The organism is Streptomyces prunicolor (genome assembly GCF_045162825.1).
Classification (GTDB): domain Bacteria; phylum Actinomycetota; class Actinomycetes; order Streptomycetales; family Streptomycetaceae; genus Streptomyces; species Streptomyces prunicolor.
In genome coordinates, this window is sequence record NZ_CP108676.1 from 9,209,594 (window position 1) to 9,222,752 (window position 13,159).

The 13,159-nt window shown below is 68.9% G+C and carries 11 protein-coding genes; 3 read left to right on the forward strand and 8 right to left on the reverse strand.

All coding sequences use genetic code 11. The features are described from left to right. Positions 1-38 precede the first annotated feature (38 nt). From OG588_RS41800 to tkt, 7 genes are read right to left on the reverse strand one after another with little or no spacing between them, the layout of a single operon-like run. The gene (locus OG588_RS41800) at positions 39-626 is read right to left on the reverse strand and encodes a histidine phosphatase family protein (RefSeq protein WP_405951792.1); all 588 of its coding nucleotides are present in this window, start codon (positions 624-626) and stop codon (positions 39-41) included. 7 nt (positions 627-633) lie between these two features. Then, positions 634-1,509 (reverse strand): phosphogluconate dehydrogenase (NAD(+)-dependent, decarboxylating), encoded by an 876-nt coding sequence (gnd, locus tag OG588_RS41805; RefSeq protein ID WP_405951793.1) that lies wholly within the window; start codon positions 1,507-1,509, stop codon positions 634-636. Between the two features lies 1 nt (position 1,510). Further along, positions 1,511-3,214: a glucose-6-phosphate isomerase gene (gene pgi, locus OG588_RS41810; protein WP_405951794.1), complete on the reverse strand. Its 1,704-nt coding sequence runs from the start codon at positions 3,212-3,214 to the stop codon at positions 1,511-1,513. Beyond that, the gene (gene opcA, locus OG588_RS41815) at positions 3,207-4,142 is read right to left on the reverse strand and encodes a glucose-6-phosphate dehydrogenase assembly protein OpcA (protein ID WP_405951795.1); all 936 of its coding nucleotides are present in this window, start codon (positions 4,140-4,142) and stop codon (positions 3,207-3,209) included. Before opcA ends, pgi begins: the two co-directional genes overlap by 8 nt. Then, on the reverse strand, positions 4,139-5,773 hold the full coding sequence (zwf, locus tag OG588_RS41820) for a glucose-6-phosphate dehydrogenase (protein ID WP_405951796.1): 1,635 nt from the start codon (positions 5,771-5,773) through the stop codon (positions 4,139-4,141). Before zwf ends, opcA begins: the two co-directional genes overlap by 4 nt. Then, positions 5,770-6,915: a transaldolase gene (gene tal / locus OG588_RS41825; RefSeq protein WP_405951797.1), complete on the reverse strand. Its 1,146-nt coding sequence runs from the start codon at positions 6,913-6,915 to the stop codon at positions 5,770-5,772. Before tal ends, zwf begins: the two co-directional genes overlap by 4 nt. 19 nt (positions 6,916-6,934) lie before the next feature. Beyond that, on the reverse strand, positions 6,935-9,010 hold the full coding sequence (gene tkt, locus OG588_RS41830; RefSeq protein WP_405951798.1) for a transketolase: 2,076 nt from the start codon (positions 9,008-9,010) through the stop codon (positions 6,935-6,937). Positions 9,011-9,156: 146 nt separating this feature from the next. On the opposite strand from tkt, the gene OG588_RS41835 reads away from it, so the two are divergent. Together OG588_RS41835 and OG588_RS41840 are read left to right on the forward strand one after the other, a co-directional pair. Next, positions 9,157-10,056 carry a helix-turn-helix domain-containing protein gene (locus OG588_RS41835; RefSeq protein ID WP_405951799.1) on the forward strand — a complete coding sequence of 300 codons (900 nt, stop codon included), beginning with the start codon at positions 9,157-9,159 and terminating at the stop codon, positions 10,054-10,056. Positions 10,057-10,435: 379 nt separating this feature from the next. Beyond that, a complete protein-coding gene (locus OG588_RS41840; RefSeq protein WP_405951800.1) occupies positions 10,436-11,233 on the forward strand; it encodes a hypothetical protein in 798 nt (265 codons plus the stop codon). A gap of 27 nt (positions 11,234-11,260) precedes the next feature. On the opposite strand, the gene OG588_RS41845 is transcribed toward OG588_RS41840, so the two are convergent. Further along, on the reverse strand, positions 11,261-12,664 hold the full coding sequence (locus OG588_RS41845; protein WP_405951801.1) for a glycoside hydrolase family 16 protein: 1,404 nt from the start codon (positions 12,662-12,664) through the stop codon (positions 11,261-11,263). Positions 12,665-12,949: 285 nt separating this feature from the next. Between OG588_RS41845 and OG588_RS41850 the strand changes: the two genes are divergently transcribed. Then, positions 12,950-13,156 carry a hypothetical protein gene (locus OG588_RS41850; RefSeq protein WP_366097890.1) on the forward strand — a complete coding sequence of 69 codons (207 nt, stop codon included), beginning with the start codon at positions 12,950-12,952 and terminating at the stop codon, positions 13,154-13,156. Positions 13,157-13,159 lie beyond the last annotated feature (3 nt).

Sequence of the window (13,159 nt, forward strand, 5' to 3'; positions counted from 1 at the left end):
TGTCAACGTGCGGTCCGGGCCGGGGAGTTGTGCCGTTGTTACGGTCGGGTGTTCCACTCCGCGATGACCGGGCGGTCGTGCTCGGTGGAGAGGCGGCTGACCGTGCCGGTCGCCAGTTGGAACAGGCGGCCGTCCGCCGCCGTCAGGCCCAGGCGGCGGGCCGTGAGGACGCGCAGGAAGTGGGCGTGCGCCACGAGGACCACGTCACCGTCCCCGAGCGCCGAGTCCACCCGCTTCAGGACCCGGTCGGCCCGGGCGCCGACCTTGTCCGGGGACTCGCCCGGGTGTCCGGCCGGGCCCGGCGGCACTCCGTCGGTCCACAAGTACCAGTCGGGCCGGGTGCGGTGGATGTCGACGGTGGTGACGCCCTCGTAGGCGCCGTAGTCCCACTCGTGGAGGTCGGGGTCGGGAACGGCCCCGGTGATGCCCGCGAGTTCGGCGGTGCGTATCGCGCGGCCGAGCGGGCTGGTCAGTGCGAGAGCGAAGGTCCGGTCCGAGAGGAGCGGAGCGAGGGACTTGGCCTGTTCCTCGCCGTGCTGGGTGAGGGGCAGGTCGGTCCAGCTGGTGTGCTGGCCCGACACGCTCCACTCCGTCTCGCCGTGGCGGACCAGCAGAAGATCCCCCACGGCGCGCCTACTTGGATTCGACGGCGTGGCCGCCGAACTGGTTGCGCAGCGCCGCGATCATCTTCATCTGCGGCGAGTCGTCCTGGCGCGACGCGAACCGCGCGAAGAGGGAGGCCGTGATCGCGGGCAGCGGTACCGCGTTGTCGATGGCCGCCTCGACGGTCCACCGGCCCTCGCCGGAGTCCTCCGCGAAACCGCGCAGCTTGTCCAAGTGCTCATCGCTGTCAAGGGCGTTGACCGCGAGGTCGAGCAGCCACGAGCGGATGACCGTGCCCTCCTGCCAGGAGCGGAACACCTCCCGCACGTCCGTGACGGAGTGGACCTTCTCCAGCAGCTCCCAACCCTCGGCGTACGCCTGCATCATGGCGTACTCGATGCCGTTGTGAACCATCTTCGAGAAGTGCCCGGCACCCACCTTGCCGGCGTGCACGAAGCCGAACTCGCCCTCGGGCTTGAGCGCGTCGAAGATCGGCTGCACCTTCGCGATGTTCTCGGCGTCGCCGCCGACCATCAGCGCGTAGCCGTTCTTCAGGCCCCACACACCGCCGGAGACACCCGCGTCGACGAAGCCGATGCCCTTGGCACCCAGCTCCTCGGCGTGCTTCTCGTCGTCCGTCCAGCGGGAGTTGCCGCCGTCCACGATGACATCGTCGGGCTGGAGCAGCTCGCCCAGCTCGTCGACGACCGACTGGGTCGGGGCACCGGCCGGGACCATCACCCATACCGTGCGCGGCGCTTCGAGCTTCTCGACCAGTTCGGCGAGGCTCTCGACGTCGGTCACTTCGGGGTTGCGGTCGTAGCCGATGACGGTGTGGCCGGCGCGGCGGATGCGCTCGCGCATGTTGCCGCCCATCTTGCCGAGGCCGATCAGTCCGAGCTGCATGTCAGTTCACTTCCTGAGAATCCTGGGAATTACGGAGAGTCCGGTAGGTGGCCACGAGAGCGGCGGTGGAGGAGTCGAGCCCGGGTACGTCCGCGCCTTCGGTGAGGGCGGGTTCGACGCGCTTGGCGAGGACCTTGCCCAGCTCCACGCCCCACTGGTCGAAGGAGTCGATGTTCCAGACCGCGCCCTGCACGAACACCTTGTGCTCGTAGAGCGCGATCAACTGCCCGAGCACGGACGGGGTCAGCTCACGGGCAAGGATCGTCGTCGTGGGGTGGTTGCCCTTGAACGTCTTGTGCGGCACCAGTTCCTCGGGCACGCCCTCCGCGCGTACCTCGTCCGGCGTCTTGCCGAAGGCCAACGCCTGTGTCTGGGCGAAGAAGTTGGCCATCAGCAGGTCGTGCTGCTTCTTGAGCCCGTCGCTCAGCTCGGCGACCGGGTTGACGAAGCCGATGAAGTCCGCCGGGATCAACTTCGTGCCCTGGTGGATGAGTTGGTAGTAGGCGTGCTGGCCATTGGTCCCCGGGGTGCCCCAGACCACCGGGCCGGTCTGCCACTCCACCGGATTCCCGTCCCGGTCCACGGACTTGCCGTTGGACTCCATGTCCAGCTGCTGCAAGTAGGCGGTGAACTTGGAGAGATAGTGCGAGTACGGCAGCACCGCGTGCGACTGCGCGTCGAAGAAGTTGCCGTACCAGACGCCCAACAGGCCGAGCAGCAAAGGGGCGTTGGACTCGGCGGGCGCGGTGCGGAAGTGCTCGTCGACGAGGTGGAAACCGTCGAGCATCTCGCGGAAGCGGTCCGGGCCGATGGCGATCATCAGGGAGAGACCGATGGCCGAGTCGTAGGAGTAGCGTCCGCCGACCCAGTCCCAGAACTCGAACATGTTGTCCGTGTCGATGCCGAAGTCCGACACCTTCCCGGCGTTGGTCGACAGCGCCACGAAGTGCTTCGCGACCGCCTTGTCTCCCCCACTCTCGGCTTCGCTCGAGCGGGAGGGGCCCCCATCGCCGAGACCCTCAAGGAGCCACGTCCGGGCGGACGTTGCGTTGGTGATCGTCTCGATCGTGGTGAACGTCTTCGACGCGACGATGAACAGCGTCTCCGCCGGGTCGAGGTCGTGGGTGGCCTCGTGCAGGTCGGCGCCGTCCACGTTCGACACGAACCGGACCGTCAACGAGCGGTCGGTGAACGCGCGGAGCGCCTCGTACGCCATCGCCGGACCGAGGTCGGAGCCGCCGATGCCGATGTTGACGACGTTGCGGATACGACGGCCCGTGTGTCCGGTCCACTCGCCGGAGCGGACGCGGTTCGCGAAGCCGGCCATCTTGTCGAGCACGGCGTGGACCTGGGGCACGACGTTCTCGCCGTCGACCTCGATCACCGCGTCACGCGGGGCGCGCAGCGCGGTGTGCAGGACCGCGCGGTCCTCGGTGACGTTGATCTTCTCGCCGCGGAACATCGCGTCCCGGAGACCGAACACGCCAGTGGCGGTGGCGAGTTCCTGGAGGAGGGCGAGGGTCTCGTCCGTGATCAGGTGCTTGGAGTAGTCGATGCGCAGATCGCCGACGGTGACCACGTACCGCTCCGCGCGCCCCGGGTCCGCCGCGAACAACTCACGCAGCTGCGGCCGTAGTTGATCCGCGCGGTGGTCCTCCAGAGCGGCCCACTCGGGCCGCCGCACCAGCTTGGGGGAGTCAGACATGGGAAGGGGTCTCCTTGGTGCCCTCGGCCCGCAGGGCGATGGCGTACATCTCGTCGGCGTCGAGGCGCCGCAGCTCCTCGGCGATCAGTTCGGAGGTCGTGCGGACCTTCAGCGCGAGGGTGCGGGACGGCTGCCCGGGCAGGGACAGCGTGGCCAGCGGGCCCTCGGGACGGTCGATGACGACCTCGCCGGCCCCGGTGCCCAGGCGCACGGCCGTGATGACCGGTCCGTCGGTGACCACACGGTCGATCTTCACCTTGAGGCGGGCCTCCAGCCAGCGGGCCAGCAGCTCGGCGGCCGGGTTGTCGGCCTCGCTCTCCACCGCACCCGAGGTGATCTTCGACTTGGCCTGGTCGAGGGCCGCCGCGAGCATCGAGCGCCACGGGGTCAGCCGGGTCCAGGCGAGGTCGGTGTCGCCGGGCGCGTAGGAACGGGCCCGGGCGTCCAGCGCCTCAAGCGGGTTCGTCGCCGCGTACAGGTCGGTGATCCGGCGCTGCGCGAGGGCGCCCAGCGGGTCCTTCGCCGGGACCTCGGGCGCGTCGCCCGGCCACCACACGACGACCGGCGCGTCCGGCAGCAGCAGCGGCAGCACCACGGAGTCGGCGTGGTCGGACACCTCGCCGTAGGTCCGCAGCACGACCGTCTCGCCGGTACCGGCGTCGGCGCCCACCCGGACCTCGGCGTCGAGGTGCGAATTGGTACGGTCCCGCGGGGTGCGGGCGTGCCGCTTGATGACGACCAGGGTGCGCGAGGGGTGCTCGTGCGAGGCCTCCTCGGCCGCCTTGATCGAGTCGTAGGCGTTCTCCTCGTCCGTGACGATGACCATCGTCAGGACCATGCCCACGGCAGGGGTGCCGATGTCGCGGCGACCCTGCACCAGCGCCTTGTTGATCTTGCTTGCCGTGGTGTCGCTCAGGTCGATCTTCATGGCCTGCGCCAGCTCCGTCCGTCTCGTGCGAGCATCTCGTCCGCCTCCTGGGGACCCCAACTGCCCGAGGAGTACTGCGCGGGCTTGCCGTTCTGTGCCCAGTACTCCTCGATCGGGTCGAGGATCTTCCAGGACTCTTCCACTTCCTGGTGGCGCGGGAACAGGTTGGCGTCGCCGAGCAGTACATCCAGGATGAGCCGCTCGTACGCCTCCGGGCTCGACTCCGTGAACGACTCGCCGTAGGCGAAGTCCATGGACACGTCCCGGATCTCCATCGAGGTGCCCGGCACCTTGGAGCCGAACCGGACCGTCATGCCCTCGTCGGGCTGCACGCGGATGACGATCGCGTTCTGGCCCAACTCCTCGGTGGCGCTGGAGTCGAAGGGGGAGTGCGGGGCGCGCTTGAAGACGACCGCGATCTCCGTCACCCGGCGGCCCAGGCGCTTGCCGGTGCGCAGGTAGAAGGGGATGCCTGCCCAGCGGCGGTTGTCGACCTCCAGCTTGACGGCCGCGTAGGTGTCGGTCTTCGACTGCGGGTCGATGCCGTCCTCTTCGAGGTAGCCGACGACCTTCTCGCCGCCCTGCCAGCCCTCCGCGTACTGCCCGAACACCGTGTGCTCGCCCAGCTCCTGGGGCAGCCGCACCGATTTGAGTACCTTGAGCTTCTCGGTGAGCAGCGCCTCCTCGTCGAAGGCGATCGGCTCCTCCATGGCGGTCAGCGCCATCAGCTGCAGGAGGTGGTTCTGGATGACGTCACGGGCCGAACCGATGCCGTCGTAGTAGCCGGCGCGCCCGCCGATGCCGATGTCCTCGGCCATCGTGATCTGGATGTGGTCTACGTAGGACCGGTTCCAGATCGGTTCGTACATCTGGTTGGCGAAGCGCAGCGCCAGGATGTTCTGGACGGTCTCCTTGCCGAGGTAGTGGTCGATACGGAACACCTGGTCCGGGTCGAACACCTCGTGCACGATCTTGTTCAGCTCACGCGCGCTCTTCAGGTCGCGCCCGAACGGCTTCTCGATGACCGCGCGCCGCCAAGAGCCCTCGGCCGCCGTCGCGAGCCCGTGCTTCTTCAGCTGCTGGACGACCTTCGGGAAGAATTTCGGCGGTACGGAGAGGTAGAACGCGTAGTTGCCACTCGTGCCGCGCGAGGTGTCCAACTCGTCGACTGCGGCGCGGAGTTGCTTGAACGCGGTGTCGTCGTCGAAGTCGCCCGGGATGAACCGCATACCCTCGGCGAGCTGCTGCCAGACCTCCTCGCGGAACTCGGTCCGGGAGTGCTCGCGCACCGAGTCGTGCACCACCTGCGCGAAGTCCTGGTCCTCCCAGTCCCGCCGGGCGAACCCGACGAGCGAGAAGCCCGGCGGCAGCATGCCGCGGTTGGCCAGGTCGTAGACGGCCGGCATCAGCTTCTTGCGGGACAGGTCACCGGTGACCCCGAAGATGACCAGCCCGGACGGGCCCGCGATCCGGGGCAGCCGGCGGTCGCGCTCGTCACGCAGCGGGTTGTCCCAGTCGGCGGCCGGCGCGTCGGTGAGTTCCTCGCCGGTCAGGGCCTGCACAGCCGTTTGGACCGTTCCAGTCGCTTCGGCTGCATCGGCCGGTTTCGTTTCGGGAAGCTCCTCGCTCATTCCGCGTCGCCCCCCTTGCCGCTCAGAGACTTCGCGACGGCGTCCAGCAGGTCCTGCCAGGCCACCTCGAACTTGGCGACGCCCTCGTCCTCCAACTGCTTGACGACCACGTCGTACGAGATCCCCAGTCGCTCTGCGGCGTCCAGGTCGGCGCGGGCCTGCGCGTAGCCGCCGGTCACCGTGTCGCCGTGGATGTCACCGTGGTCGGCGGTGGCGTTCAGCGTCGCCTCCGGCATGGTGTTGACCGTGCCGGGCGCGACCAGCTCGTCGACGTACAGGGTGTCCTTGTACGACGGGTCCTTGACGCCGGTCGAGGCCCACAGGGGGCGCTGCTTGTTGGCCTTCGCACCCGCGAGAACGGTCCAACGGTCCGAGGAGAAGACGTCCTCGTACGCCTCGTAGGCGAGCCGCGCGTTGGCGAGCGCCGCCCTGCCCTTGAGAGCGAGGGCTTCGTCCGTGGCGAGCGCGGTGAGGCGCTTGTCGATCTCGGAGTCGACGCGGGAGACGAAGAAGGAGGCCACGGAGTGGATGGTCGCCAGGTCGATGCCCGCGGCGCGTGCCTTCTCCAGGCCGGCCAGGTAGGCGTCCATGACCTCGCGGTAGCGCTCCAGGGAGAAGATCAGCGTGACGTTGACGCTGATGCCCTCGCCGATGACCTCGGTGATGGCCGGGAGACCGGCCTTCGTCGCCGGGATCTTGATCATCACGTTGGAACGGTCCACCAGCCACGACAGCTGCTTGGCCTCGGCGATGGTGGCCGCCGTGTGGTGGGCGAGCCGCGGGTCGACCTCGATGGAGACCCGGCCGTCCTGCCCGCCGGTCGCGTCGTACACCGGGCGCAGGATGTCGGCGGCGGCGCGGACGTCGGCGGTGGTCATCATCCGCACGGCCTCTTCGACCGTCACCTTGCGTACGGCCAGGTCGGCGAGCTGCTCCTCGTAGCCCTCGCCGGAGCCGATGGCGGCCTGGAAGATCGAGGGGTTGGTGGTGACACCGACGACGTTCTTGGTGTCGACGAGTTCGGCGAGGTTGCCGGACTCGATCCGCTTGCGCGACAGGTCGTCCAGCCAGATGGAGACGCCCTCGTCGGACAGGCGCTTGAGTGCTCCCGCGGTGGCGGTCACTTCGGTCACTGTGATCATCTTCTTTCTGGCGATCGGATCAACCGCGCGCGGCGGCGAGGGATTCCTTGGCAGCTGCGGCGACGTTCTCGGCGGTGAAACCGAACTCGGCGAACAGGGTCTTGGCATCGGCGGAGGCGCCGAAGTGTTCGAGGGAGACGATGCGTCCTGCGTCACCCACGAACCGGTACCACGTGAGACCGATCCCGGCCTCGACCGCAACGCGGGCCTTCACGGACGGCGGAAGGACGCTGTCGCGGTACTCGCGCGACTGCTCCTCGAACCACTCCACGGACGGCATCGACACCACCCGCGTACCAACGCCCTCGGCCTCCAACTGCTCGCGCGCCTCGACGGTGAGGTGGACCTCGGAACCGGTCGCGATGAGCACCACGTCCGGGGTCTCGGTGGAGGAGTCCTTGAGGACGTAACCGCCGCGCGCCGCGTCGGAGTTGGGCTCGTAGACGGGGACGCCCTGACGGGTCAGCGCGAGGCCGTGCGGGGCCGGGTTGGTGGCGTGCCGCTTGAGGATCTCGGCCCAGGCGATCGCGGTCTCGTTGGCATCGGCCGGACGGACGATGTTCAGGCCCGGGATGGCGCGCAGCGAGGCGAGGTGCTCGACCGGCTGGTGCGTGGGACCGTCCTCGCCGAGACCGATGGAGTCGTGGGTCCAGACGTACGTCACCGGCAGCTGCATCAGCGCGGAGAGGCGGACGGCGTTGCGCATGTAGTCGGAGAACACCAGGAAGGTGCCGCCGTAGACACGGGTGTTGCCGTGCAGGGCGATGCCGTTCATCTCGGCCGCCATCGAGTGCTCGCGAATACCGAAGTGGATCGTACGGCCGTACGGGTCGGCCTCCGGCAGCGGGTTGCCCTTCGGGAGGAAGGACGACGTCTTGTCGATGGTGGTGTTGTTCGAGCCCGCGAGGTCGGCGGAGCCGCCCCACAGCTCGGGCAGGACCGGTCCAAGCGCCTGGAGGACCTTGCCGGAGGCGGCGCGGGTGGCGACGGAGGAGCCCGCCTCGAACACTGGCAGGGACTGCTCCCAGCCCTCGGGGAGCTGACCGGCGACGATCCGGTCGAAGAGCTGCGCGCGCTCGGGCTGGGCGCCGCGCCACTTGTCGAGCTGCTTGTCCCACGCCGAGTGCGCCTCGGCGCCCCGGTCCAGGGCCTGGCGGGAGTGGGCGATGACGTCGCCCGCGACCTCGAAGGACTGCTCCGGGTCGAAGCCGAGGACGCGCTTCGTGGCGGCGATCTCGTCGGCGCCGAGCGCGGAGCCGTGGGAGGCCTCGGTGTTCTGGGCGTTTGGAGCGGGCCAAGCGATGATCGTGCGCATCGCGATGATCGAGGGGCGCCCGGTCTCGGCCTGCGCCGTCCTCAGCGCCGTGTACAGCGCGTGGGGGTCGATGTCGCCGTCGGCGGAGGGCTCGATGCGCTGGGTGTGCCAGCCGTAGGCCTCGTACCGCTTCAGGACGTCCTCGGAGAAGGCGGTCGCGGTGTCGCCCTCGATGGAGATGTGGTTGTCGTCGTAGACGAAGACCAGGTTGCCGAGCTGCTGGTGGCCGGCGAGGGAGGATGCCTCGGCGGAGATGCCCTCCTCCAGGTCGCCGTCGGAGACGATCGCCCAGATGGTGTGGTCGAAGGGCGACTCGCCCTCGGGGGCCTCGGGGTCGAACAGGCCGCGCTCGTAGCGGGCGGCCGTGGCCATGCCCACCGCGTTGGCGACACCCTGTCCGAGCGGTCCTGTCGTGGTCTCCACACCGGCCGTGTGCCCGTACTCGGGGTGACCAGGCGTCTTGGAACCGTGCGTCCGGAACGCCTTCAGGTCGTCCAGCTCCAGCTCGTACCCGGCGAGGTACAGCTGCGTGTACAGCGTCAGCGAGGTGTGGCCGGGGGAGAGGACGAAGCGGTCACGACCGGTCCACTCGGGATCCGCGGGGTCGTGACGCATCACCTTCTGAAAGATCGTGTACGCGGCGGGAGCCAGGGCCATCGCGGTGCCCGGGTGGCCGTTGCCGACCTTCTGTACCGCGTCAGCAGCCAGAATGCGGGCGGTGTCGACGGCTCGACGGTCGAGATCGGTCCACTCGAAGCTGTCAGGTGTGTGCGCGTTCATCTTCAAGAAGTCCTCGGTAAGAGCGGAAGAACTGCTCGGACGTCTTCAAATCTAAAAGTCTGACTTTTACGAGGGAAGGTGCCGGTGTGCCAGCCTGTGGTGAAAGTGGGACACCGGCAGCAACGCTGAGGCGGCACGAGAAGGACATGACGGACAGAACTATCCAAGACGTCGGCGGTGACGGCGACGTGATCAGAACGTTTCCCTTCCCTGTCGATCTGAGTGTCTGCGGCGTCGGTATGCAGGTCGGCCCGATGGACACCGACCACGCCTGGCACGCCGACGCACCCCTCAACCGCGTCCACCGCATCGACTTCCATGTGGTGATGCTCTTCTCCGGCGGCCCGGTCCGCCACATGATCGACTTCGCCGAGTACGAGGCGAACGCCGGCGACGTCCTGTGGATCCGCCCCGGCCAGGTCCACCGCTTCTCCCGCCTCGACGAGTACCACGGCACCGTCCTGACCATGCAGCCCGGCTTCCTCCCGCGCGCCACGGTCGAGGCGACCGGCCTCTACCGCTACGACCTCCCGCCCCTCCTGCATCCCGACGAGCCCCGCCTCGCCGCCCTGCGCGCCTCGCTCGGCCAGCTCCAACGCGAGTACGAGGACTCGACCACCCTCCCGCTGAGCCTCCACACCTCGGTCCTACGACACTCCCTGACGGCCTTCCTGCTACGGCTCGCGCATCTCGCGGCCAGCTCGGCGGAGGCGGCCCGGCAACAGGCCGACACGACGTTCACGCTCTTCCGCGACGCCGTGGAGAAGGGCTTCGCCACCAACCACAGCGTCAGCGCCTACGCCGACGCCCTCGGCTACTCCCGCCGCACTCTCGTCCGCGCGGTCCGCGCCGCCACCGGCGAGACCCCCAAGGGCTTCATCGACAAGCGCGTCGTCCTGGAGGCGAAACGGCTGTTGGCCCACACGGAGCTGCCGATCGGCCGCGTGGGGGCGGCAGTTGGGTTCCCCGACGCGGCGAACTTCTCCAAGTTCTTCCAGCAGCACACGGATGTGACGCCTGCGGGGTTCCGGGCGGAGTTGCGCTGAGAGCTGGCGGACGGGTGGCGACGGGGGAGCCGTGGACCGACGCCGCTAGCCTTGGACACCTTCGGGGGAGAGGGACGTATGAACGACGTCTGGTCCGCGCTGTTCGAGGGCGTTCGGCCCAACGAGCGTGTCACCAACGGGTGGTTGACGGGTCTGGGGCGCCCCGGTAGAGGTGTTGGTCAGCCTCTTCGACGCGGGTGGAGACACGAGCTTTCTGTACCGCGCGGACATTCCGGCCGGTGTTCTGGACGCGGCCGTGGTCCATCCGTCGAAATTCGTCTGAGGTCCGGCCGCGGAGAGCGGGAGGCTCTCGCGTGATCAGTGGGACCGGCTTCTGGCCGCCTCCGCAGGGCTGCCCCGTCACCACTTCTTGGCCGAGATGGCGGAGGAGCAGGTCGACAGCCGGCCCGGCGTGGGCTTCGGCGTGAGCCGCGCGCCGTCCCCCGACTCCCGCCCGCCTGCCACCCCGGCCGAGATCACCGCCATGGCCGACACCGTTCCCGACATCACGGCGGACTCCCACGACAGCGCCCTGTGGTGGGTCGCGGCCCTTCACGACGACGCGGCCGCAATGCGGCAACTGGCCTCGTCCGCCAAGCTCTTGATCCGTCGCAGCGTGGCCCGCGCCGCGCACCTTCCGCCCGACGTCGTGGACCTGTTGGCCCGCGACGAGGACTGCGTCGTGGGTCTCTTCCTCGCCGAGTCCTGCGACGACGCCACCGCGGATGTGCTCGTGGACGTGTGGGCCTGGTGGTCCGGCAGCTTCTCGTTCCCCGGCCGTCCCCGCAACCATCCCAACTTCCCCCGCGACGACCTGCTGCGTTTCGCCGACGACCCGCGTCCGCGCGTGCGCCTTCTCGCGCTCGACGATCCCGCGTCGGACGACGACCTCGTCGAGCGGTTCAGCCGCGATCCCGATAGCGAGGTGCGGGGGCGAGCGGCGGAAGATCCACGACTGTCCCCCGACTCCGCGGTCCGGCTGACCCAGGAAACCGCCCATGAGGTGTACGAGCCGGCCCGCCGAAACCCGGCCCTGCCCCCGGCGCACCTGGTGTCACTGCTCCTCGACGAACGCAGCGCCCGGGACGCCGCTCAGAATCCCGCCCTCCCCGTGGCCGTCATGCACCGCATGATCGCGCTGGCGGGAAAGGGAAGGGGGCCCAACGCGCACGCGTGAAGCCCCCCTTCCCGTGGTGAGTCGGTATCAGTGACCGAAGTCGAACCAGTTCACGTTCACGAAGTCCGCCGACTGGCCGCTGCTGAAGGTGAGATAGACGTCATGGGTGCCGGTGACCGAGCTGATGTTCGCCGGCACCGTTCTCCATGACTGCCAGCCCCCGGTGTTGGCCAGCGAGAAGCTGCCGATCGGAGTCGCGGTCGGGCTGTCCAGCCGTACCTGCACCAGACCGCTGACCCCGCTCGCCGCACCGCTCGCGACCCGGCCGTAGAACTGGGTGGCCGCCGTGGAGCCGAAGGTGACGCCCTTGTAGAGCGCCCAGTCGCCGTTGGCTATCGAGCCGATGTCCTGGCCGCCGCCCGTGTCCGTGGTTGTCTCGGCGATGGTGCCGGACTGGCTGTCGTACGACTCGGCCTGGATGGCGCTGTAGGCGTCCCGGCTGCCGGTCGGCGGGGTCGTGGTACCGCTCCCACTGCCCGTGGACGAGAGCACCTGGACGTAGTCCACCGTCATCGGGTGGTTGGGGTCGGTGGCGCTGGTGGGGCCGCCGCCGAACGCGTCCGGGAAGCCGCCGCCCATCGCCACGTTCAGGATGATGAAGAAGCCGTGGTTGGTGGCGTTGGCCCAGGTCGTCGCGTCGACCTGACTGGCGTTCACCGTATGGAAGTTGACGCCGTCGAGGTAGAAGCGGATCTGCTCGGGGCTGGTGGAACGGTCCCACTCCATGGCGTAGGTGTGGAAGCCGGCCTGGCAAGTCGTCCCGGTGCAGGCGGTGTTGCCGCCGATGCCGGTGGTCTCGTTGCAGGGGCCTCCCGGGCTGGTGCCGCAGTGCACGGTCGCCCAGTCGGTGTTGAGACCCTGGACGTTCTCCATCACGTCCAACTCGCCCACGCTGGGCCAGTTCTGGTAGTTGCCCCGGTACGGCGCGCCCAGCATCCAGAACGCGGGCCAGTAGCCGAGCGCGGACGAGCCGGTGACGTTGGGGAGTTGGATACGGGCCTCGACCCGCAGCTTGCCGCCGGCCGGCGGCTGGAAGTCGGTGCGGTTGGTCTCGATACGGCCCGAGGTCCAGTTGCCGGAGGCGTCGCGGCGCGGGGTGATGAGCAGGTTGCCGTTGCCGTCGAGCGCCACGTTGTTGGTGGAGGAGGTCATCGTCTCGACCTCGCCGGTGCCCCAGTTGGCGGCGCCGCCCGGGTACGAAGTCCCGGTGTCGTACTGCCAGTTGGTGGTGGAGACACCGGTGCCCGCGGAGCCGTTGAAGTCGTCCAGGAAGACCTGCGTCCAGCCCGCCGGGGGTGTGGGCGCGGACGCGTTCGCGGGCAGGGTGAAGGCCGTGGCGGTGGCGGCCGCCAGGCCGAGGGTGCTGAGGACGGCGATCAGGACGCGCCGTAAGGGACGGGGTCTGCGCTGCGTGCCGGAGGTTTCACTCATGGGTGCCCCTCGGATACGGAGTGGGATGCGGGTGCCGTGCCTGCCTGAGAGCGCTCTCACGCAGTGGGTGCGCGGTCAATGTGCTCTCAGCCACTCCGGGCGTCAAGAGGTGAAGCCGGGAAAGTCCTTTCGCCGTACGGGAGTTCAGGTGATGAATGCGGTGAAAGAGGAGGTTTCCGATCCGCCTCGCGGCAGGCGGGTCGCGAGGGGCGCCGTGGGCGGCGAGACCACGGGATTTATCATTCGTCTCCGGGAATCGGACGGTCGCGGAGGGGGTCGGCAGGCATGGTGGCAGTACGCATGGTGGCCTCGGTGCTGGCCACGTGGGGTGTGCTGATCGTGCTCCTGCTCGCGCCGGCGGCCCTGCCCGAGCCGTGGCAGTACTACATCTACTCGCCGGCGAGCGTGGGTCTGTGGATGCTGACCGTGCTCGTGGCGCCTGTGGTGGTCTGCACCGTCAAGTGGCCGTGGATCAGCTCGCGCAGCAGGTGAACA